Here is a 21,380-nt window from a genome sequence, read left to right as displayed (position 1 = left end):
ATATAGAGCTCGACATTCGGATGCGTCTTGGCGAAGCGGCCGATGATTTCGGGCATGTACCGGTCGGCATAGTCGTCCGGCGTGCCGATCCGCAGCATCCCCTCCAGCCTGTTGTCGTCGAAGGCCGCGATCGCCTCGTTGTTGAGGCGGATGATGCGCCGGGCATAGTTGAGCAGTTTTTCGCCCTCGACCGTCAGCCGGTTGCCGCGCCCGTCCTTGATGAACAGCTGCTTGCCGATGCGTTCCTCGAGACGGCGCATCTGCATGGAGACGGCCGATTGGGTCTTGTAGACCCGGTCGGCGGCCTTGGTGAAGCTGCCGGAATCGACGATGGCGATGAAAGTCTGCAATTGGTCGAGATCAAGAGGCGCGGACATGTTGTCACCCATAAAGATAGCTGATGATAATCATTAGAAACATTCGTTGGACTGATCAATAGGTCTTTGGCATCTTCGGGATGCAAATCAAGCAAAGTGAAGGACAGACACCCTGCCTGTCCGAGCCCAATTCAGCCTTGCTCCTTCCCGTGCGACCTCGCGGGAGGGCTGGGTTGTTGCGCGCCTAAAAGAAAATCGAAAGAAAGGAGAGTCCCATGCGGATGACAGACAGAACAATAGAACTCGACTGCGGCAAGCTCACCCCGACGTTTTCCCAGCGTCTGGCAGCAGGCCTCACACCGTTGACCTCCCTCTTTCGCGTGTTCCGCAATCGCATCGAGATCAACGGTCTACACGATCTGAACGATACTCAGCTGAGGGATATCGGCCTTAGCAGGGCCGACCTGACCTCTGCGTTCCTGGCATCAACCTTCTTCGAGGACCCGTCGGAACATCTGACGCGCTCGGCGCGCAATCGCTGGCGCCTGTCGCTCTTCCGCTCCCACGAAGACTAGGAGCGTCGAGTTTCCCCGCAGGGTGATAGCCAATAGCCCTGCCGCTTGACCCGGTGATCGGCTTTCCCAAGCCATCTCCGGGTTTTTTTATGCCCTGCAGCGTCCTTTGTGCATCTTTCCAAACGCGCAAAGGACGCTGCAATATTTTGGATTTGCGCGAATTCCTTTCCGAAAATCGATTCCGACTTTCGGGGTTATTCGCTGGTCTCAGAGGAGGACTTCGGCCGATAGGTTTCGAAGATCGCTTCTAGGTTCCTCTGATAGTTCTTCTGCACCTCCAGCCCGCTGTCGAACATGGCGTTCAGCATTTCGGTATAGCTGTCGGTATTGATCTTCGCCTCTTCCTTCGGCGCCTCCGGTGCCTTGGCCTTGGTCTGGGCCGCCGGCTGCTGGCCAAGCCCGCCCATCATCTCCTGGAAGGCCTTGGCGAAGGGATTGTCGAGGAAGGGGTTCGGCTGAGATGTCGCTTCCGGCTTCGGCACCGAAAACATCAACTGCATCGCCTGCGTGAAGGGATTGTCGAAGATGCTGGGCTCTGGGGCCGTCTTCGGCTTCGGCGCAAAGCCGGTGCTTTCCAGCCATTTCTGGATGGTCTCGTTCATCGCGGTGTTGACGAAGGGGTTGACCGGCGAGGCCATCTGGCCGGTCGTCTGCTTGAAGAGCCCGCCCATCAGCGTATCGGCCAGCACCGGCAGCATCCGTTTGTAGATATCCTGGCCGATGCCGGTCATCTGTGCGGCCTGGGCGGCGACCGCGCGCGAAACCTCCTTCGAGCCGAAGAGTTGGGCAAGGATGTTGTTGCCGTCGGAAATACCCTCCGGCGTGAAAGCCCGGCTCATATCCTCGAAATATCGCGCGTAATTGCCGGAGGAGACCGCCTGCATCAGCCCGACGAAATCATAGGGATTGCTGGTGCTGCGTTTCAGCCCGGCGGAAAAGGCCGGCATCAGCGCCGCCATCGCCTTCGTCGCCTGTTCCTGCGCGAGGTTGAATTGCCGGGCGATCGCCTCCATCGCCGCGCCGTTCTGCGCCTGCATCATCATGTCGAAGAGTGGCAGCATGGAAGTTCCTTTCCCCGGGTCGTGACGCGCTGTAACGCCACTATAACCGGAAATGGCAATGCGCAAACTGCTTTTTGCCATAAGAACTTAGGGAGGAATTTATCGAGAGCATGCGACCGAGACTCCAGCGGCCGGTCGGTGGAGCACCACGTTGCCGGCCTTCATTTCCGCCGCTCGGAGACAGTCGAAAATAGGGGGCTGTCAGAGCAATTCCGGTAAAGCCGGAACCGCTTTGGGTCGGCCTCAGTACTGATAGTCCTCGAAGACCGGCTCCACGGAACCGTGCCAGCGGCCGTGATAGAGCGAAAGCAGATCCTCGGCGAGCGTCGCCTTCTTGGCGAGCACCTCGTCGAGCGGCGCCAGGAAGATGCTCTCGTCCTGGCCTTCCCGGTTGAGCTTGCCGCGCGCCTTGAGACCGGCCCTTGATATGCCGACCACCTCGCGCGCCATGTCGAAGAGCGGATGTCCGCGAAATTGTGCCTTCAGCCCTTCGGCGGGAACGGCATTCCGCAGGGCGCCGATCTCGGCAAAGCTCCAATCCTTCGTCAGCTCGTCGGCGGCCTCGAGTGCCGCATCGTCGTAGAGCAGGCCGACCCAGAAGGCCGGCAGCGCACAGATGCGCCGCCACGGGCCGCCGTCGGCGCCGCGCATTTCGAGGAAGCGCTTCAGCCGCACGTCGGGGAAAAGTGTCGAAAGATGGTTCGTCCAGTCACCCATCGTCGGCGCCGGATCGGCGACCTCGCCCTTCAATGCGCCGTTCATGAACTGGCGGAAGGTGACATGGGTACAGTCGTGATAGTGGCCGTCGCGGACGATGAAATACATCGGCGCGTCGAGCGCCCATTCGGCATAGTCGCGGAAGCCGAAGTCGTCGCGGAAGGTGAAGTCGAGCAGGCCGGCGCGCCGGTTGTCGACGTCGCGCCAGATATCGCCGCGCCAGGAGAGCAACCCGTTCGGCTTGCCCTCGGTGAAGGGCGAGGATGCAAACAGAGCGGTCGCCAGCGACTGCAGCTTCATCGAGACGCGCATTTTCTGGCGCATGTCGGCTTCCGAGGAGAAGTCGAGGTTCACCTGGATCGTGCAGGTGCGGTACATCATGTCGAGACCCTGGGTGCCGACCTTCGGCATATAGCGGGTCATGATCTCGTAGCGTGATTTCGGCATCTGCGGGGTTTCCGCATAGGTCCATTTCGGACTGCCGCCGATGCCGAGGAAGCGGATGCCCATCGGCTCGGCGATTTCACGCAGCGTCGCCAGATGCTGGTTCGATTCCTTGCAGGTCTCGTGGATCGTCTCCAGCGGTGCGCCGGAGAGTTCGAACTGGCCGCCGGGCTCGATCGAAATCGCGCCCATGCCGTGCTGCTCGGCAAGGCCGATGATGTTGCCGCCGTCGGTGATCGGCTCCCAGCCGCTTTTTTTCTGCAGGCCGCTCAAAAGGGCCGAAATGCTGGCATCGCCGGAATAGGGAACCGGGCTGTTATCGGCGCGGAAGAAGGCGAATTTCTCGTGTTCGGTGCCGATCCGGAAGCGCTCCCGCGGCTTGTTGCCCGCGGCGATATAATCGGTCAAATCCTGGACCGAAGAGAGCGGTGTCTGGTCGGTAGTGTCGCGGGCCATGCGGGATACCTGTATTCAAAAAGGCGCCCAGGGGGCCGGGCAATTGGAAGGGTGATTAGGACCCAAGCCACCCATGTTGCAAGTGAAATTGTTTCAACGACGCATCAAAAAAATAACAGCGATTTCCATGTCAACCCGTTTTCGACCTTAGTTCCAGTCGCCGATCGCCGCCTGGACCACCGCCAAGGCCGCAACGGCTGCCGTATCGGCCCGCAGGATGCGCGGTCCGAGCGGAATGGCGGTGACGAAATCGAGGCTTCGAAGCCGCGCCCGTTCCTCTTCCGAAAAGCCGCCTTCCGGCCCGACGAGCAGAGCGAGATGTCTTTCCCTGATCGCTGACAGCACCGGCAGCGGGTTCTGCCCGGCATCGCCCTCGTCGCAATAGATGATGCGGCGCTCGCTTGGCCAGCGGTCGAGCAGGTCGAGAAGTCTCACTGGCTCGGCGACATCGGGAATGCCGAGAATGCCGCATTGCTCAGCCGCTTCGACGACATTGGCGCGCAGCTTGTCGAGATTGGTGATCTTGCCCTGGACGTGCTGGGTCATCACCGGCTGCAGCAGGCCGGCTCCCATTTCGACCGCCTTCTGCACGAGATAGTCCATGCGGCCGACCTTGAGCGGCGCAAAGAGATAATGCAGGTCGCAAGGCTGCGGCTGCAGCCGCGTCTCTTCGGTTGCCGTCAGCTGAATGCGTTTGCGCGTGGGGAAGGAGAGGCTAGCCTTCCACTCGCCGTCGCGGCCGTTGAAGAGCAGGATCGCCCCACCTTCCTCCATCCTCAGCACATTGGCGAGATAGTTGAACTGATCGGCATTTGCCTCCACGATGGCACCGCTGGAAAGCGGCGCCTCGACGAAAAGCCGTTGCATACGGAAATTGGCGCGCATTCGAAAACTCGAGACCTCAGACGAAGAGCGCGAACATAACCCAATAAATCATTGCCGCAAGCGCTGCCGAAACCGGCACTGTGACGATCCAGGCGGCGACGATCGTCATGAAATGCGAGCGGCGCACGAGATAGCGCCGCCGCGTCTCGTGGATATTAGGCTCCTCCGGCTCGTCGATATCAAAGCTCTCGGCCTTGCGCCTGATATAGGCAATGCGGCGCTTCGAATGGCGCGTGTACCATTCGCGAAAGAACCCGACGCCGAAGACGGAGCCGACGGCGATATGTGTGGTGCTGACCGGCAGGCCGAGCCAGGAGGCGACGATGACGGTAAAGGCGGTCGACAGCGCGACACAATAGGCCCGCATCGGATTGAGCTTGGTGATCTCCTCGCCGACCAGGCGGATGAGGCGCGGCCCGAAGAGCAGCAGACCGACGGAGATGCCAAAGGCGCCGATCAGCATCACCCAGAGCGGCGGATGCCCGATGCCACCGCCGCCGCCAATGCCGACCGAATGGACGATCGCCGACAGCGGCCCGACCGCGTTCGAAACGTCATTTGCGCCATGCGCGAATGACAGCAGCGCCGCAGAGCCGATGAGCGGCAGCCGAAACAGCGTCCGCAACGAGCTATTGCGGTTTTCGAGAGCCCGCGCTTGGGCGAGAACGAGCGGTCGGGCGGCAAGCCAGCTTACCAGCCCGATGCCGATCCCGATGAGGAAGACGGTCAGCGGCGGGAACCTGCCCGGGGGCGACAGCTGCAGCACCATATAAGCCATGAAGCCGCCGGCCATCACCGCGACCAGCACCGGCACCCAGCGTTGGGCCGCCGCGACCTTGTCATCGCGATAGATAATGAGGGTCTTGACGAGATAAAGCAGCCCGGCTGCAATCAGCCCGCCGATCAGCGGCGAGGTGATCCAGCTCGAGGTGATCTCCAGCATCACCCGCCAGTTCACCGGCTCCGGCCCGACCGCTGAGATGCCGGCCCCGATCACCGCGCCGACGATCGCATGGGTGGTGGAAACCGGCGCGTTCATCCAGGTTGCGAGGTTGATCCAGAGGGCCGCCGCCATCAGCGCCGCCATCATGATCCAGCCAAGCAGCACCGGCGGCACCTGGACGGCGTCTACGATGTTCGAGGAAATCGTCTTGACGACCTCGCCGCCGGCGACCGTGGCGCCAAGAACTTCAAAAATCGCAGCGATGACCAGTGCCTGGCCCATCGTCATGGCGCGCGCGCCGACGGCGGCACCAACGTTGTTGGTCACGTCATTGGCGCCGATGTTCATCGCCATGTAGCCGGCAAGGGCCGCCGCTGCCACGACGAGCATCGCTCCCGGCCGGTCGAACACATAGACGCCGGCAAAGAGCATGGCGAGACCGACGAAAATCAATCCGAGGCCAGGCGCCACCAGCCGCCGCAAAACATGCTTCGCCACGTCCTCGGCATGGGTGATCTTGTCGAGGTCCTTGTCGAGCGTACGTTTCGTGAGGACTGCGGGACGTGGCGGCATTCTTTTTCCTGAGGATGACTCTGCTTCTACCCTGCTTTCCTAGCAGTGCAAGATGGCAGGATTCATTCCGCCGGAATTTGCTTTGCCGCTCCGGCCGAAAGCCGGTCGGTCATCGTCCGCTTGAAGGCGAGCAAGAGGTGCCGGAGCTCCGGTTCACGCACACGCCCGGCCGCCTCGTCGAACGAGACCCATTCAATGCGGCGCTCGCCTTTTTCCTTGAAGTTCTTTGCCATGTCGGTGACTTCGAGCGCATAGACCTGCACCTTGCAGATCACCTGTACCCCGTCGCGCAGCACCTTCGAATAACTGTAGGCGCCAAGCGTTTCCGTTTCGACTACGCCGCGGACGCCGGCTTCCTCGAAGGCCTCCTGCATCGCGACCTCATGGGCGCATTTGCGCGTCATCGGCCAGCCCTTGGGAATGACCCAGCGGCCGGTGTCGCGGCTCGTCATCAACAGCACCTCGACCTCGCCGCTCTTCTTCTTTACCCGGTAGCAGAGCGCACCATATTGCTGTCGCGGCGGGCGCCGGAACATCAGTTGCACATCGGAAGCCAGTCGGGCGAAAAGAGTCAATGGTCGGGTCACCTTCACAGTCGTCGTTAGGAATCACTCATATACGTATATCACGGAAAGCTTACGCAATTCAAAAAGGCGCAGCACGACTCGAAACGCGATTTGATCGCCGTTCATAGGGGAAATCGAGGTGGGACAGGTTCGGAAAATCCGTCACACCCTGTCTCGAATGCGTCACATTGCACAGCTGTACAATATGGCGTGATCTTGCCTTTCGTTCAATGGCGAGATTTAGTGATCCACTATGATCTGGTGAATGTCGTCCTCATGCGTCTTCCATCGCTCAATGCCATCCGCGCCTTCGAGGCCGTCTGCCGTCACGGCAGCATTCTGAAGGCTGCCGAAGAGCTGAATGTGGTGCGCGGCGCCGTACGCCAGCAGATCGCCACGCTGGAGAATCACTTCGGCCGCAAGCTCTTCACACGTGACGGCCGCAGGCTCGTCCCGACCCTGCAGGCCCGGGCTTTTGCCGAAGCTTCGGGTGCGGCTTTCGACATCCTGCAGCGTGCTGCTTTTGAGCTCGACGGGACTGCGGCGAACCGCATCCGTCTCGGCGTGCCCTCCGCCTTCGCAGTCTGGTGGCTGATGCCGCGTGTCGCAGCGATGCAGGCAAGTCTCGGCGACACGGCGGTCGACATCGTGCCGATGACCATCGTCGAACCGTTGCAGATGCACCCAGAATTGGACGCTGTGATCATGGGCGGTGAATATCGTCCTGCCGCGGGCATCACTGCCCTGCGATTCATGGAGGACGAGTTCGGCCCGGTCGCCACGCCTTCGCTTGCCGCGACACTATCGCGCGACCCGGTGGCGATGGGCGCGCTGACGATGCTCGCCAGCCGCAGCGTTCCGAAGCTCTGGGACGAATGGTTTGCCGAAAGCGGCACGCCGCCGGTCGTCTTTTCCCGCGCCCAAGAATTCGAGGATCTGCTGCTGGCCCTGGCTGCCGCCCGCTCCGGGCTTGGCATCGCACTTGCCCCGCGTGCCTCGATCGAGGACGATCTCAAGCGCGGGCATCTGGTCGCGCCCTACGGCTTCATTTCCCGGCCATCGGGTTACAGCTTCTGCTGCCGCATGCCGGATGCGAAACGGCCAGCCTTCGCGGCCCTGTCCGGTTGGCTGCTTCGTTGCGGGACACCGGCCTGAAAGGGCAGATTTTCTGCCCCTTCGCCAGAATTACTTCCATATCGGCCGCCTCGTCGCTCCGCTAAAGCAATTCCAGCAAAAGTGTGCAGCGGTTTTGCGTCCGGAATTGCGCAAATCCCAGAAACCGCACGACCACGGAATTGTGAAGAGAGATGATGGAAAAGAGCGCAACCCGCATCGACTGGATCGGCAACAGCTGCAGGCTGCTCAAGGCGACAGCCGCCGAATTCGAGCGGACGCGTCCTTTCGAGGGCCTGTCGATCGGCACCGGCATTCATCTGGAGCCGAAGACGGTGGCGCTGCTGACGACGCTTCGCGCCGGCGGCGCGCGTCTTGTCTGCACGGGCAATCTCAACAGCACCCAGCCTTCGACAGTCGAGTTCCTGCGCTCGCAGGGCATCACGGTTTTCGCGACGCAGACGACGGATCCGGCCGCTCACCATCAGAACCTCGAAGCGGTCATTGCCGAAAAGCCCGATCTGCTGCTCGACAATGGCGGCGATCTCTTCGCCATCGCGGCGGAAAAACCCTACGCCAATCTCCGCGGCGGTACCGAGGAGACCACCTCGGGCCGTACGCGGCTGCTGCCGCTGCGCGCGCGGCTGAACATGCCGATCCTCGTCATCAACGACAGCCCGATCAAGCAGTTCGCCGAAAACAGGCATGCCGTCGGCCAGAGCCTGTTCGAAAGCTATCTGCGCTTCACCAATCGCTCCACCAACGGCAAACGCGTGACGGTGTTCGGCTACGGTGCCTGCGGCAAGGGCACGGCCACCTGTTTCCGCAATGGCTTTTCCACCGTCAGTGTCGTCGATATCGATCCGGTGACGACGCTCGAAGCCCATCTCGATGGTTTCGTCACGCCGCTGCGCGACGCGGCGATCCGCTCGGCCGATATCATCGTCACCGTCACAGGCTTTGCCGGCATCGTGACGGCAGCCGACCTGCCGCTCGTCAAGGACGGCGCGATCCTGATGAACGGCGGCCATTTCCCGCATGAGATCGATGTCGAAGCCTTCCGCCGCCATCCCGATGTCATTGGCACCGACCGCTACGAGGCCGATCATATCGAGACCTTCCATCTGAGCGACGGCCGTTCCTTCCATGTGCTGGGCGGCGGTCACATGGCCAATCTCGCCGGTCCTCGGCCGCTCGGCAATACGGTCGAGTCGATGGATCTCGGCTTCACCCTTCAGGCCCGCTGTCTGGAACGTATCGCCAGGGGCGAAGCCGGTCCCCAATCCTGCCTCGTGCCTGTGCCCGCCGATATCGATGCCCTGGTGGCGAACGCCTATCTCGATTTGGCGCGCTAATTCTGCCGACGGATTGAGATCAGTCGATCTCGACGACGAGCTTCCCGTCTGCCTGCCGGTCTTCGATCAGCCGATGCGCCTCATCTGTATCGGCAAGGGTGAAGCGGCGCGGGTCGAGCTTCGGCATCACCTTGCCGGCTTCGGCGAGCTTCGTCATCTCCCGCATGATCTCACCATGATGGGCGCGTCCTTCGCCAGTCAGAAGCGGCAGCAGCGTGAATACGCCGGAATAAGTGGCGGCCTTGAAGGACAGCGGCGCCAGCGCATGGCTTCCCCAGCCAAGGCAGCTCACGACATGGCCGAACTGGCTGACGGCTCGGAATGCCGTATCGAGCCCCTGGCCGCCGACCGTATCGTAGACCAGATCGAAACCCTTGCCGCCGGTGTGTCTTGCGACATAGGTTTCAACCGTTTCCGCGTCACGATCGATCGGTATTGCGCCAAGGCCGGCGAGATAGTCCGCTTTCGAAGCGCCGTCGACCACATACACCTCGGCTCCGGCAGCCTTGGCGATCTGCGCGACGATATGGCCGACACCGCCGCCGCCAATCACGAGAACCTTCTGGCCGGCCTTGACCCCGGCGCGGTCGACAAGTCCCTCCCAGGCGGTGATCGAGATCAGCGGCAGGGCGGCTGCCTCGCGCATCGACAGATTCTGCGGCTTCAGCGCCAGCAGCGCGGCGTCGACGGCTGCAAACTCGGCAAGCGATCCCTGAATGCCGCCGACCCCGCCGGTCATGCCGTAGACCGCGTCGCCGCGGCGGAAACCGCTGACGCCAGTTCCGATCTCTTCGACAATGCCGGCCATATCGATGCCGACAATGGCGGGAAGCGGATGGCGGGCATGAGCCGCATTGCCGGCCCGGATCTTGAGATCGAGCGGATTGACGCAGCTTGCCTTAATGCGCACCAGAACCTGGCCTTCGCCGGGCACCGGCTTTGCAATATCGGCGATGCGCAATGGCGAATTCGGCATTTCGGCCAGCAGCGCTTTCATCGTTGATTGTACAGACATGGCGGTCTCCTTCGTTCGCATCGTGGCGTCCGTAGGGCGCCCGCAACAAGTTGTTCCGGAAGTAAGATGGTTCATTGAAACGCGAATGAAAATGAAAGATAACGACTGAAGCCCATGCATTTTTGTTTGACGGATGCGAGCGATGGAATGGAGCGACCTCAAGCTGTTTCTGGCCATCGCCCGGTTCGGCACGCTGGGGGCAGCAGCCCGCAGCCTCGGGCTGACGCAGCCGAGGATGGGCAGGCGGCTGCGTGTCCTTGAAGCCTCTCTCGGCCAGACGCTTTTTCAGCGCACGGCCGATGGCTTCGTGCTGACCGACGAAGGAACAGCTGTGTTCGCCGGCGCTGAACGCATCGAGGAGGAGGCGCTCGCCGTAGAGCGCGTCCTTGCCGGCGGCAGCCGTCAGCTCGATGGATTTCTCAGGCTGTCCTCATCCGACTGGTTCGGCGCACATGTGCTTTCGCCGGTGCTGGCGGAATTCTCGCAAGTCCATCCGAAGGTGGTGGTCGAATTGTTGACCGACAGCCGGCTGCTCAGTCTGTCGCGACGCGAAGCCGACCTCGTCTTCCGCATCCGACCTTTCACGGAAGCGGAGATCATATCGCGCAAGCTCATCCATATCGAATACGGCCTTTACATCAGACGCGGCGCGCAGCACCCCGAAGCCGGCGACGGCACGGGCGCCCGCCTCATTCACCATGGACGAGGCTTTTGGCGACATGCCGGATGTCGGCTGGCTGCAACGCCTGTTGCCGCGGGCCGACATCGTCATGCGCAGCAACAGCCGCGACGTGCAGGCGGCGCTCTGTGCCAATGGAGCCGGGCTCGCCGTGCTGCCGCGGCCGCTCGGCGATTCGCATGCCGCCATCGAACTGGTCGATCTCGGTGAACCGCCGCCCGGCCGCGATACCTGGGTCGGCTATCACCGCGACATGAAGCGCCTGGCGCGGCTGCGCGCCCTGCTGGATCTCGTCATCGAGAGATTGGCGCGCTGAACCGGCGCTGCCATCAGCGCTCCCAATAGGGGACGGGACCGTAAAGCTCTGCCAGATAGTCGATGAACAGCCGCACCTTGGCCGGCAGGAACTGCCGGCTGGGATAGACGGCCGACAGCGCGACATTGTGCGAGCCCTCATAGGCCGGCAGCACCTGCACCAGCCGGCCTGCCTTGAGCTCTTCGCCGATATCCCAGGTGGAGCGCAACGCGATCCCGAGGCCGGCGATGACAGCCTCGCGGATCACCTCGCTGGAATTGGTGATCAGCATGCCTTCCGGCCTGAGACTCAGCGCCCCGTCCGGCCCGTTCAGCCGCCAGGTGTCGTTATTGTGGGCCGGCAGGCAGCGGTGGTGTTTCAGCTCTTCGATATGCTTCGGCTCGCCATGCGCTGCAAGGTAGTCCGGCGAGGCGCAGAGCAGCCGGCGTACCGGCGCCAGACGGCGGGCAACGAGGCTCGAATCGGTGAGTTCGGCGATGCGGATCGCCAGATCGAAGCCGCCGCCGACGATGTCGCTGAATTCGTCGGTCAGCACCAGGTTGATCGCAAGCTCCGGATGCGCCTCCATGAAATCTTTCAGATGCGGCGCGATATGCATGCGCCCGAAGGAGGTCGGGGCCGAGATCTTCAGCGTGCCGTGCATCTGCGCCGAGCGGCCTGAGATATAAAATTCTGCCTCCTCCAGCCCGGCGAGAATGCCGAGAACGCGGTCGTAGAAGCCCTGTCCGGCTTCCGTCAGCGAGATCTGCCGCGTCGTGCGCTGTAAAAGCCGGGTGCCCAGCCGGTCTTCCAGCCGCTTGATCCGTTTGGAGACGACGGCCGGGGAAAAGCCGAGCGCGCGGCCGGCGAGCGACATGCTTCCCGTTGAAACGACCTTGGCAAAGATTTCGAGATCACCCAGATTGGTCATAAGGTTTTGTGACTTTTTCCCCTTTTGGCATAAGTGCTTAGCATTTGCGCCACTTTCGGGAAAGTGCTAAGCCGGTCTATCGGCGGCAGGGAGGTTCGCGGCCGGTTTCCGCTGTCATCTTCCCGCTGCCATTCCCCCTCGTCAGGGCCAGGGAGAGCGCCATGTCCGACGCCATTTCGTTTCTCAGCCCCCGCGCCGACGTGCTGGCGCGCCGAGCCCAGATCGTTGCCGATCTGACCGATCTTCTGCCGCCGGAATGTCTGGTGCATGAGGCGCGCGAGCTGGTGCCGTTCGAGACCGACGCCTTCGTATCCTACCGCCGCTTGCCGCTCGCCGTCGCCCTGCCGCGCACCACGGCTGAGGTTTCGGCCGTCATGCGTTATTGCCATCGCTACGGCATTCCCGTCGTGCCGCGCGGCGCCGGCACCTCGCTCTCCGGCGGCGCCATCCCGCAGGAGGATGCCGTCGTGCTCGGCCTGTCGAAGATGAACAGCATCCTCGAAATCGATCTGCCGAACCGCGTCGCCGTGGTCCAGGCCGGCGTGACCAATCTCAATATCTCCGAATCCGTCTCCGCGGACGGCTTTTTCTATGCACCTGATCCGAGTTCGCAGCTTGCCTGCACCATCGGCGGCAATATCGGCATGAATTCCGGCGGCGCTCACTGTCTGAAATATGGCGTCACCACCAACAATCTGCTCGGCGTCAGGATGGTGCTGGTCGACGGCACGGTGATCGAGCTTGGCGGCAAGGCGCTGGATGCGGCAGGCTACGATCTGCTCGGCCTCGTCTGCGGCCATGAAGGCCAGCTCGGCATCGTCACCGAGGCGACGGTGCGGTTGATCGCCAAGCCGGAAGGCGCGCGCCCCGTGCTCTTCGGCTTCGAGAACTCGGAAGAGGCCGGCGCCTGCGTTGCCGATGTCATTGCCGCTGGCATTATTCCGGTGGCGATCGAATTCATGGACAAGCCGGCGATCGAGATCTGCGAAGCCTTCGCCCATGCCGGATACCCCCTCGATGTCGGTGCGCTTTTGATCGTCGAGGTCGAGGGGTCAGAAGCGGAGATGGACGCCACGCTGAAGGACATCGTCGAGATCGCCCGCCGGCATGCTGTCAAGACCGTGCGCGAATGCCAGTCGGCGACCGAGGCGGCATTGATCTGGAAGGGCCGCAAATCCGCCTTTGGCGCCACTGGCCGCATCGCCGACTATATCTGCATGGATGGCACCGTGCCGCTCAGCCAGCTCTCCCACGTGCTGAAAAGAACCGCCGAGATCGTTGATCATTACGGCCTGCGCGTCGCCAACGTCTTCCATGCCGGCGACGGCAATATGCACCCGCTGATCCTCTTCAACGCCAACGATCCCGAGGATGCCGCCCGTGCCGAGGCGGCCGGCAACGATATTCTGAGGCTCTGCGTCGATGCCGGCGGCTGCCTCACCGGCGAACATGGCGTCGGCATCGAGAAGCGCGACCTGATGCGTCACCAATATTCGGAGACCGACCTCGCCCAGCAGATGGCAGCGCGTGCCGCCTTCGATCCGGGCTGGCTCCTCAATCCGTCGAAAGTCTTTCCGCTCGAAGGGCGCCCCGCTGCATGATCGATCTGATGCCGACGAGCGAGGAAGAGGCAGCAGGGATCGTCCGCACCCATGCGCAGAGCGGCCGGCCGCTCGTGATCTGCGGCGGCAATAGCCGCTCGGGCTTCGGCAATGCCGTTGCTGCCGAGGACCGGCTGCGCTCGACCGGGCTTACCGGCATCGTCGCCTATAATCCCGGCGAAATGGTCATGACGGTCCGATCCGGCACGCCACTTGCCGAGGTCGAGGCGGCACTTTCGGAGAGCGGCCAGATGCTCGCCTTCGAGCCGATGGATCATCGCCCTGTGATGGGCACATCCGGTGAGCCGACCATCGGCGGCGTCTTCGCCGCCAATGTCTCCGGTCCGCGCCGGCTGATCGCGGGTGCTGCCCGCGACAGCCTGCTCGGGGTGCGCTTCGTCAACGGCAGGGGTGAGATCATCAAGGCCGGCGGCCGGGTGATGAAGAATGTCACCGGCCTCGATCTCGCCAAGCTGGTCGCCGGCTCGCATGGCACGTTGGGTTTCCTCACCGAAGTCACCTTCCGTGTGCCGCCGCGCCCGAAGACGGAGCGGACGGTGATGCTGTCCGGCCTCAACGACGCCGAGGCGGCAAACGCCATGGCGGCGGCGATGGCGCTGCCGGTCGAAGTCTCGGGTGCGGCGCATCTGCCCTTGACGGTGACGTGGAAATTCCTGGCCGGCAAATTGCCCGAGGGCGAAGCGACGGTTCTGCGCATCGAAGGCCTGCCGGGCTCGGTCGACGTGCGCGTCGAAAAGCTTGCCGCGGCAATGTCGGCCTTCGCCACGGTCACGCGGCTGGAGCAGCCGGAAAGTCATAAGCTCTGGCAGGAAATTCGTGACGTGCTGCCTTATGCCGACGGCACGGCGCGGCCGGTCTGGCGCGTCTCGGTCGCCCCCGGCACCGGCCATCAGCTGGTCGCCGCACTCCGCCTCGAAGCCGCCGTCGACGCCTTCTACGACTGGCAGGGTGGTCTCGTCTGGATGCGCATGGAGGCAGGCCCAGAAGCCGAACTGGTCCGTCGCTATATCAAGGCGCTCGGTGGCGGCCATGCGACGCTGATCCGTGCATCGGATGAGGCGAGGGCGGTCACATCAGCCTTCCATCCCGAGCCCGAGGCGGTGGTGATGCTGTCACGGCGGGTGAAGGAAAAGTTCGATCCGGCCGGCATATTCAATCCGGGGAAGATGGGGTGAGGGACAAGATGGATCCGTGTCTCCCTATCTCCAGCAAAACCTCCAATACCCGTGGGGGATCCCGCTAGATGCAAACCAACTTCACCCTGACCCAGCTCCTCGATCCCGATGTCGCCGAATCCGAGCAGATCCTGCGCAAATGTGTCCATTGCGGTTTCTGCACCGCCACCTGTCCCACCTATGTGACGCTCGGCAACGAGCTCGACAGCCCGCGCGGCCGCATCTACCTGATCAAGGATATGCTGGAAAACGGCCGCCCCGCCGATACCGAGGTCGTCACCCATATCGACCGCTGTCTTTCCTGCCTTGCCTGCGTCACCACCTGTCCCTCCGGCGTCGATTACATGCATCTGGTCGATCACGCCCGCGCCCATATCGAAAAGACCTACAAACGCCCGTTCATGAACCGGCTGACGCGCGCCATCCTTGCCGCCGTGCTGCCCTATCCCGGCCGCTTCCGCCTGGCGCTCAATCTCGCCCGCCTCGGCCGGCCCTTCGCCGGCCTGATGCGGGGTGGCGCGCTGAAACCCTTCGCCGCCATGCTGTCACTTGCGCCGCGCCGCATCCCCGCCGCTTCGGACTTCGCAAAACCCGGCACGCATCGGCCCGAAACGGAACGGCGGGGCCGAGTGGCGATCCTTTCCGGCTGCGCCCAGCCGGTGCTCGATCCCGGCATCAACGCGGCGGCGATCCGGCTGTTGACGCGGCTCGGCGTCGAGGTCGTGGTGCCGGAAGGCGAGGTCTGTTGCGGCTCGCTGGTCCATCACATGGGCCGCGCCGAACAGGCGCTCGCCAGCGCGCGCGCCAATGTCGATATCTGGACGCGCGAGATCGAGGGGCAGGGCCTCGATGCGATCATCATCACCGCCTCGGGCTGCGGCACGACGATCAAGGATTACGGCCACATGCTGCGCCTCGATCCCGCCTATGCTGCAAAGGCGGCCAGGGTCTCGGCGCTGGCCAAGGACGTCACCGAATATCTCGCAACCCTCGACCTGCCGGCACAGATGCCGAACGGTATCACGGTCGCTTATCATTCCGCCTGTTCCATGCAGCACGGGCAACGGATCACGCTTGCGCCGAAGCAATTGCTGAAAGCGGCGGGCTTTACGGTGCGCGATCCCGCCGAAGGCCATCTTTGCTGCGGCTCTGCCGGCACCTACAACATCATGCAGCCGGAGATCTCGGCTACGCTGAAGGTGCGCAAGGTCAAAAATATCGAGGCCACCAAGGCCGATGTCATCGCCACCGGCAATATCGGCTGCATCACCCAGATCGCCACCGGCACCGGCATGCCGATCCTGCATACGGTCGAACTGCTCGATTGGGCCTATGGTGGCGCTGTGCCGGAAAAATTAACAGGTTTGCCGTTAGGCTGAAGCTTGCGAAGGCCCGTCGGGCCGGTCTCGGGAGTTTAGACGATGTGGCGGGGAATGATTGTGCTTGCGGGACTGCTCGGTGTGGCAGGCACCGCCCATGCAAATAGCCGTTATTTCTGTTCCGCCGATGACAAGGAAGCACGCTTCACGCTCGAAAGCGGTTTCGAAAGCGATGCCGGCCACAAGCTGAACCATTTCCGCGGTGCGTTGATCGTCAAGGATGAGGCCCAATCGACAGTATTCGGAAAGCGTGTTTTCGAATCGCAGCACCTGACCAACCACTGGTCGCGCGACGGCGAACTGCTTATGGAAGTCTTTGACGGCGGCGGCGACGATACCGACGGAGCAACGCTGGATCTGGTGGTCGTCGCCGGTGAGCGCGGCAAGCCGTCGGCAAATTTCAGCGGCACCTATTCCCTGACGATCGAAGGCGGTGAAAAACCCTATGCCGTCGAGGGCAAGGTCAGCTGCGGCACGAAATAGCACCGCAGCCGAAATTTATTTACCAGTGGAACGATACGCCGACGTTGACGGCATTCGTGAAGATGTTGGTCTTCAGGTCCACGCCGCTGTCGATCGGAACGTCGATGCGCGAATAGGTGCCCTTGTATTCGACGAAGGTCGACCAGCGCTCGGTCACCTTGAAGTCGACGCCGGCCTGGGCCTGCAGCGTCACGCCGCCGAATTCATAAGCCCAGGTCTTGCCCTCGGGGCGAATCACTTCGACATGCGGAATGTTCACGCCGATGCCGGCGCCGAGATAGGGGGTCCAGCGGCGGGTCGGATCCTGGAAACGGTAGAGACCGTTCACCGTGATCAGGTTCAGGCCGTCGGTGAATTCGAAATGCGACCAGCCGGTCTTGGCCAGCGTATCGTCGTCGGCATAGACTTTGTCATGGGTATAATCGAGCGAGATACCCCAGTTCGGCTTGTTGAAGTTCTCGAGCCACCAGGTGACGCGGCCGCCGTAATAAGGCGGGCTGCCGAAGGACTTGCCTTCCCAGCCGGCGGTGAAGTGCGTGCCGTCGGAAAGGTCGACGCCGCTGTGCGGCGCGGTCTGGTAGCCGCCGTAGATGGAGAATTGCAGATCTTCCGCCGAGGCGGAAACTGCCGAACAGATTGTGAAAAACGCGATGCCCGCAAGTACGGAAGCGGAGGAACGCAGCGCATATGTCATTGAATAGCCCCGATATTGCAAATGTGTCGACTCTTAGGCAGGTTTGCCAGCTTTCGGCCTGAAAGTCTAAGCAAAATAAAAGGCGCGTCAAAAAGCGCCTTTCGTTTTTTTTGAAAGTGTTGCTCAGCCGCCAAACATCGTGCGCAGCACGTCGATGCCCCGGTCCTCAAACGCCACATTGCCCTGCCGGTTGCCGGGGCCGATGACGATCACCTTGGTGCCGACAGGCGCGCGATCGTAGAGATGCGTCACATCCTCGTTCATCATCCGGATGCAGCCGGAAGACATGTTGAGGCCGATCGTCCAGGGCTGATTGGTGCCGTGAATACGGAAGATCGTGTCGCGGCCACCCTGGTAGAGATACATGGCGCGGGCGCCGAGCGGGTTGTCCTCGCCGCCTTCCTGGAAAGCAGGAATCATGTGTCCTTTGGCGGCTTCGCGGCGGCGCATTTCTGCCGGCGGCGTCCAGGCGGGCCATTCAGCCTTGCGGCCGATCTTGACCACCCCCGACCAGCCGAAGCCGTCGCGGCCGACGCCGATGCCATAGCGGGTGGCGCGGTTGTTGCCCTCGACGAGGTAGAGATATTTGTTGTTGGTGTCGATGATGACGGTGCCGGCGGCTTCCGTCGTTACCAGGCGCACTTTTTTGCGCTTGAACTGCGGCTTCACGTATTTCGGCATCTGCGCCACGCGCACGATCTGCGCCGGGCGTCGTGCATTGTCGGACGCGGAGCCCGCGGGTGCAGCAAAGGCGGATGTAGACATCAAGGACAGGACAAGTCCGGCAGCAGCCAGACCCGGCATTAGTTTGACCATGATCGATTCCCCTCAAGCAAATCCGCCCGAAGCTACATGAACTTCTGCCCGATTCAAGATCGGCGTGGCCGGATACAGCAATTTTGGAGAAGGGGAGCAGGATGTTCTTGYGGCCCCTGCTGCATAATTGATCCTCAAATCGGAATCGACTTAAGGAAAAATTATGCAGCAATTTAAAGGGTCACAGCGCCCTTTGCGGCTCTCGAAAAGACGCGCGGCGCTGTAAGTATTGCGCCGCCGTTACATGACGATGACGCGGGTTCCCACACTGACGCGGTCGTAGAGGTCGATGACGTCTTCGTTGCGCAGGCGAATGCAGCCGGAGGAGACGGCACTGCCGATCGACCAGGGCGCGTTGGTGCCGTGGATGCGGTAAAGCGTCGAGCCGAGATACATGGCGCGCGCGCCGAGCGGGTTTTCCGCACCGCCGTCCATGCGCGCCGGCAGGTAATGACCCTTGGCGGCTTCGCGGCTGATCATCTCGGAAGGCGGCGTCCAGTCCGGCCATTCGGTCTTGCGGGTGATCTTGTGGGCGCCCGCCCATTCGAAGCCCGGCTTGCCGACGCCGACGCCATAGCGGCGCGCCTTGCCGCCTTGCATCACCAGATAGAGGAAGCGGTTGTTGGTATCGATGACGATCGTGCCCGGCTTTTCCTGCGTGTCGTAGTCGACCATCTGCGGCAGGTATTGCGGTTCGATCGGATGGCGGATCGACGGGATGCCGGGATTGATCGCCGAAACGGTCTGCGGTGCGGCCTGCGGCGCCTGGCGCAGCACGCGACGCTGGAAAAGGCCGCGCTGCTGCTGGCGGACGATCGGCCGCTGATAGACGACGGGTCGAACGGTGCCGCCGCCCAGCTGGTTGATCCAGGGCGCGGTCAGATCGGGGCTGAGCACGACGGGCGGGCGAGTGGCGTAGCGGTCGTCTGCAAGGGCGGCCGTGGAGAAAATGCCGAAGAGGGCTGCGGCAAGAACAAGCTGTTTCATCATCGGACGAACTCTCTACAAATGACCGAAAATGCGCTGGCGGGACATGTCCGCCCGGACGGAGATGTTCCGCCCGGCAAAGACGCTGCCACCCAATCCGCCAGCGAATGGTAAAGATCGATTCACGAAAAGCCGACCGTTGGGATAAACTTTTCGTCAGGGTTACCGTTCGGTTTGGAAAGACGGTTTGCAAATGGTAAAGCCGGAATCAAAGACCGGAGAACGAGCGGACCCCCGCAGAATGAAGGATCATGAGCGCGACAGGCATCATCATCGGCGAGGACGGCAGGAGCCGTTGCCACTGGCACGCCAATCTGCCCGATTATCTCCGGTATCATGACGAGGAATGGGGCCGCCCTGTCACCAATGACATCCGCCTCTTCGAGAAGATCTGCCTCGAAGGTTTCCAGTCCGGCCTTTCCTGGCTGACGATTCTGCGCAAGCGGGAGAATTTCCGCGCCGCCTTCGCAGGTTTCGATTTCCACAAGGTCGCCCTCTTCGGCGAAGGGGATGTCGCTCGCTGCCTTGCCGATGCCGGCATCATCCGCCATCGCGGCAAGATCGTCTCGACCATCAACAATGCCAAGCGTGCGATCGAGCTCAGGGACGAATTCGGCTCGCTCGCCCATTATTTCTGGCGCTACGAACCCGGCCATAACGAGCGGCCGGCGGTGGTCGACCGTGATCACATCGTCGCCAATCCGACGACGCCGACATCCGTGGTCATTTCGAAGGATCTGAAGAAACGCGGCTGGACCTTTGTCGGCCCGACCACAGTTTATGCTTTCATGCAGGCGATGGGTCTCGTCAACGATCATCTGGAAGGTTGCTTCTGCCGGCCCGAGGTCGAGGCGATGCGCACCGCTCTGGTCCGCCCATGAAAGATCTATCCGTGAGAACAATAATCGCCGCCGCTGCCCTTTTCCTCCTGACGGTCTCCGCCATGGCGCAGACGCCGCAGCTCGATCCCGGCGAGAAGCTGGAGAAGCTGCAGTTCCCGGCCGTCACCATGCAGTTGAAGGGCTGGACGAAGTTCGGCAATAGCCATGTCTATACGCTGCCGGTGCGCGCCGGCCAGCATATGAAGATCAGTTTTTCCAGTAAGAGCAAATTTGCCTTCCTGGCGATTTTCGACCTGTCGAAACCGGATGACGAGGCCTTCTTCGGCACCGACGAGGACGGCATGAGCTTCGAGACAACGGTCAAGGAGAACGCCACCTGGCTGCTGCGCCCCTATTATTCCAAGGTCTCGCCGCGCCGTGGCCTCGGCGCTCCCTTCAGCATCCTGATCGAGCCGTTGGCGGCTGCCCCGCAGCAGCCGAAACCGGCCGCCGAGCCGGAGCGCCCGTCGCTGTTTCCAAAGGCGCCAGCCAAGCAGTGAGCCAAGAGCTACAAGCGCAGCTTGGCAGCTTATGAGAGCCGGTCGATCAGGTCGCGCAATTCGCCGAGGTGGTCGATCTTGCGGAAACGCGGCGCCTCTTTCGGCTCGTCCACATGTTCCAGCACCCAGGTCAGTTCGTGCGGCACGAAAACGCCGTAGCTGCCGGCGGCAATTGCCGGCACGATGTCCGATTTCAGCGAATTGCCGACCATCATCGCCCGCTCCGGCCCGTCGCCGACCTTGGCGAAGATGCGGCGATAGGTGACGGCCGTCTTGTCGGAGACGATCTCGATGGCGTCGAAGAAGTCGCCGAGCCCGGATTGGGCAAGCTTGCGCTCCTGATCGAAGAGATCGCCCTTGGTGATCATCACGAGCAGGTATTTGCCGGCAAGCGCTTCCAGCGTGTCGCGCACATGCGGCATGGTTTCGACGGGATGAGAGAGGAGCTCGCGGCCGGTATCGAGGATCTTAGCGATCACGCCGGCCGGAATCTTGCCCTCGGTGATTTCGATCGCCGTCTCGATCATCGACAGCGTGAAACCCTTTATGCCGAAGCCGTAGTGGCGAAGGTTCCGTTTCTCGGCTTCCAGCAGCCGTTCGGAAATCTTCGGTCCTTCGGCGAAATCGGCAAGAAACCCGGTGAAATGCGCTTCCGTCAGTCGGTAATATTGTTCGTTCTGCCAGAGTGTATCATCGGCATCGAAGCCGATCGTGGTCAATGGTCGCGTCGCCATATGCGCACCCTAGAGCATGATGCCGAAAAGTGTGAGCGGTTTTCGGACGACATTAATGCTCTCACTATTTAACTTAGAACAGGATTCAGATTTTAGGCCGACCCGGCCTAAAATCATCCTGTTCTTAAAATATGGCCGGCAATCTATCGGATGCCTGTGTCGAGACAAGGGCATCCGCCTTTAC

Annotated in this window: 21 protein-coding genes and 1 pseudogene; 10 read left to right on the top strand and 12 right to left on the bottom strand. The window is 62.1% G+C overall.

What is annotated here, in order from left to right; translation table 11 throughout:
- On the bottom strand, window positions 1–377 hold a 377-nt coding region (locus AC1D1Z_RS24960), incomplete at its 3' end, for a LysR family transcriptional regulator (RefSeq protein WP_477851853.1).
- Window positions 378–592: 215 nt separating this feature from the next.
- On the opposite strand from AC1D1Z_RS24960, the gene AC1D1Z_RS24955 reads away from it, so the two are divergent.
- The gene (locus AC1D1Z_RS24955; protein WP_028734940.1) at window positions 593–892 is read left to right on the top strand and encodes a YjiS-like domain-containing protein; all 300 of its coding nucleotides are present in this window, start codon (window positions 593–595) and stop codon (window positions 890–892) included.
- A 194-nt stretch (window positions 893–1,086) separates the two neighbouring features.
- Here AC1D1Z_RS24955 and AC1D1Z_RS24950 read toward each other — a convergent pair whose 3' ends face one another.
- The 5 genes from AC1D1Z_RS24950 to AC1D1Z_RS24930 form a co-directional block, all read right to left on the bottom strand.
- Window positions 1,087–1,953, bottom strand: a complete 867-nt coding sequence (locus AC1D1Z_RS24950; RefSeq protein ID WP_028734939.1) for a DUF937 domain-containing protein — start codon at window positions 1,951–1,953, stop codon at window positions 1,087–1,089.
- A 243-nt stretch (window positions 1,954–2,196) separates the two neighbouring features.
- Entirely contained in the window at window positions 2,197–3,570 is a 1,374-nt protein-coding gene (locus AC1D1Z_RS24945; protein WP_446975483.1) for a glutamate--cysteine ligase, read from the bottom strand.
- Window positions 3,571–3,717: 147 nt separating this feature from the next.
- Window positions 3,718–4,455: a 16S rRNA (uracil(1498)-N(3))-methyltransferase gene (locus tag AC1D1Z_RS24940; RefSeq protein WP_028734938.1), complete on the bottom strand. Its 738-nt coding sequence runs from the start codon at window positions 4,453–4,455 to the stop codon at window positions 3,718–3,720.
- Window positions 4,456–4,471: 16 nt separating this feature from the next.
- Window positions 4,472–5,971, bottom strand: a complete 1,500-nt coding sequence (locus AC1D1Z_RS24935; protein ID WP_477851852.1) for an inorganic phosphate transporter — start codon at window positions 5,969–5,971, stop codon at window positions 4,472–4,474.
- Window positions 5,972–6,033: 62 nt separating this feature from the next.
- Window positions 6,034–6,546, bottom strand: a complete 513-nt coding sequence (locus tag AC1D1Z_RS24930) for an NUDIX hydrolase (protein ID WP_018244945.1) — start codon at window positions 6,544–6,546, stop codon at window positions 6,034–6,036.
- Window positions 6,547–6,780: 234 nt separating this feature from the next.
- Between AC1D1Z_RS24930 and AC1D1Z_RS24925 the strand changes: the two genes are divergently transcribed.
- Both AC1D1Z_RS24925 and AC1D1Z_RS24920 read left to right on the top strand, forming a co-directional pair.
- A complete protein-coding gene (locus AC1D1Z_RS24925; protein ID WP_210066950.1) occupies window positions 6,781–7,692 on the top strand; it encodes a LysR substrate-binding domain-containing protein in 912 nt (303 codons plus the stop codon).
- A gap of 155 nt (window positions 7,693–7,847) precedes the next feature.
- Window positions 7,848–9,005: an adenosylhomocysteinase gene (locus AC1D1Z_RS24920; RefSeq protein ID WP_210066951.1), complete on the top strand. Its 1,158-nt coding sequence runs from the start codon at window positions 7,848–7,850 to the stop codon at window positions 9,003–9,005.
- A gap of 19 nt (window positions 9,006–9,024) precedes the next feature.
- On the opposite strand, the gene AC1D1Z_RS24915 is transcribed toward AC1D1Z_RS24920, so the two are convergent.
- The gene (locus AC1D1Z_RS24915) at window positions 9,025–10,020 is read right to left on the bottom strand and encodes a zinc-dependent alcohol dehydrogenase family protein (RefSeq protein WP_477851850.1); all 996 of its coding nucleotides are present in this window, start codon (window positions 10,018–10,020) and stop codon (window positions 9,025–9,027) included.
- Between the two features lie 142 nt (window positions 10,021–10,162).
- Between AC1D1Z_RS24915 and AC1D1Z_RS24910 the strand changes: the two are divergent.
- A pseudogene (locus tag AC1D1Z_RS24910) lies at window positions 10,163–11,015 on the top strand (LysR family transcriptional regulator).
- Window positions 11,016–11,028: 13 nt separating this feature from the next.
- Here the strand turns inward: AC1D1Z_RS24910 and AC1D1Z_RS24905 are convergent.
- Window positions 11,029–11,925, bottom strand: a complete 897-nt coding sequence (locus tag AC1D1Z_RS24905) for a LysR family transcriptional regulator (RefSeq protein WP_018244949.1) — start codon at window positions 11,923–11,925, stop codon at window positions 11,029–11,031.
- 161 nt (window positions 11,926–12,086) lie between these two features.
- Here AC1D1Z_RS24905 and AC1D1Z_RS24900 point away from each other — a divergent pair, with 161 nt between their 5' ends.
- The 4 genes from AC1D1Z_RS24900 (at window position 12,087) to AC1D1Z_RS24885 (ending at window position 16,584) form a co-directional block, all read left to right on the top strand.
- On the top strand, window positions 12,087–13,526 hold the full coding sequence (locus AC1D1Z_RS24900) for an FAD-linked oxidase C-terminal domain-containing protein (RefSeq protein ID WP_018449400.1): 1,440 nt from the start codon (window positions 12,087–12,089) through the stop codon (window positions 13,524–13,526).
- Window positions 13,523–14,722 (top strand): glycolate oxidase subunit GlcE, encoded by a 1,200-nt coding sequence (gene glcE, locus AC1D1Z_RS24895; RefSeq protein ID WP_047621920.1) that lies wholly within the window; start codon window positions 13,523–13,525, stop codon window positions 14,720–14,722. The genes AC1D1Z_RS24900 and glcE overlap by 4 nt, the downstream gene beginning before the upstream one ends.
- Before the next feature lie 68 nt (window positions 14,723–14,790).
- Window positions 14,791–16,101: a glycolate oxidase subunit GlcF gene (glcF, locus tag AC1D1Z_RS24890; RefSeq protein ID WP_047621922.1), complete on the top strand. Its 1,311-nt coding sequence runs from the start codon at window positions 14,791–14,793 to the stop codon at window positions 16,099–16,101.
- 42 nt (window positions 16,102–16,143) lie between these two features.
- Complete coding sequence (locus AC1D1Z_RS24885; RefSeq protein ID WP_047621924.1) at window positions 16,144–16,584, top strand: hypothetical protein; 441 nt, start codon at window positions 16,144–16,146, stop codon at window positions 16,582–16,584.
- A 19-nt stretch (window positions 16,585–16,603) separates the two neighbouring features.
- On the opposite strand, the gene AC1D1Z_RS24880 is transcribed toward AC1D1Z_RS24885, so the two are convergent.
- The 3 genes from AC1D1Z_RS24880 to AC1D1Z_RS24870 form a co-directional block, all read right to left on the bottom strand.
- Entirely contained in the window at window positions 16,604–17,278 is a 675-nt protein-coding gene (locus AC1D1Z_RS24880) for an outer membrane protein (protein ID WP_018244954.1), read from the bottom strand.
- 123 nt (window positions 17,279–17,401) lie between these two features.
- On the bottom strand, window positions 17,402–18,094 hold the full coding sequence (locus AC1D1Z_RS24875) for a L,D-transpeptidase (protein WP_477851848.1): 693 nt from the start codon (window positions 18,092–18,094) through the stop codon (window positions 17,402–17,404).
- Between the two features lie 240 nt (window positions 18,095–18,334).
- Window positions 18,335–19,084 carry a L,D-transpeptidase gene (locus AC1D1Z_RS24870; protein ID WP_018244956.1) on the bottom strand — a complete coding sequence of 250 codons (750 nt, stop codon included), beginning with the start codon at window positions 19,082–19,084 and terminating at the stop codon, window positions 18,335–18,337.
- A gap of 248 nt (window positions 19,085–19,332) precedes the next feature.
- Between AC1D1Z_RS24870 and AC1D1Z_RS24865 the strand changes: the two genes are divergently transcribed.
- Window positions 19,333–19,962, top strand: a complete 630-nt coding sequence (locus AC1D1Z_RS24865; RefSeq protein WP_047621926.1) for a DNA-3-methyladenine glycosylase I — start codon at window positions 19,333–19,335, stop codon at window positions 19,960–19,962.
- Complete coding sequence (locus AC1D1Z_RS24860; RefSeq protein WP_018244958.1) at window positions 19,959–20,462, top strand: hypothetical protein; 504 nt, start codon at window positions 19,959–19,961, stop codon at window positions 20,460–20,462. The genes AC1D1Z_RS24865 and AC1D1Z_RS24860 overlap by 4 nt, the downstream gene beginning before the upstream one ends.
- 29 nt (window positions 20,463–20,491) lie before the next feature.
- On the opposite strand, the gene AC1D1Z_RS24855 is transcribed toward AC1D1Z_RS24860, so the two are convergent.
- A complete protein-coding gene (locus AC1D1Z_RS24855; RefSeq protein WP_477851846.1) occupies window positions 20,492–21,196 on the bottom strand; it encodes an HAD family hydrolase in 705 nt (234 codons plus the stop codon).
- Window positions 21,197–21,380 lie beyond the last annotated feature (184 nt).

The organism is Rhizobium sp. P1_E1, assembly GCF_056406015.1.
This window is presented reverse-complemented; position numbering and strand designations above follow the sequence as displayed.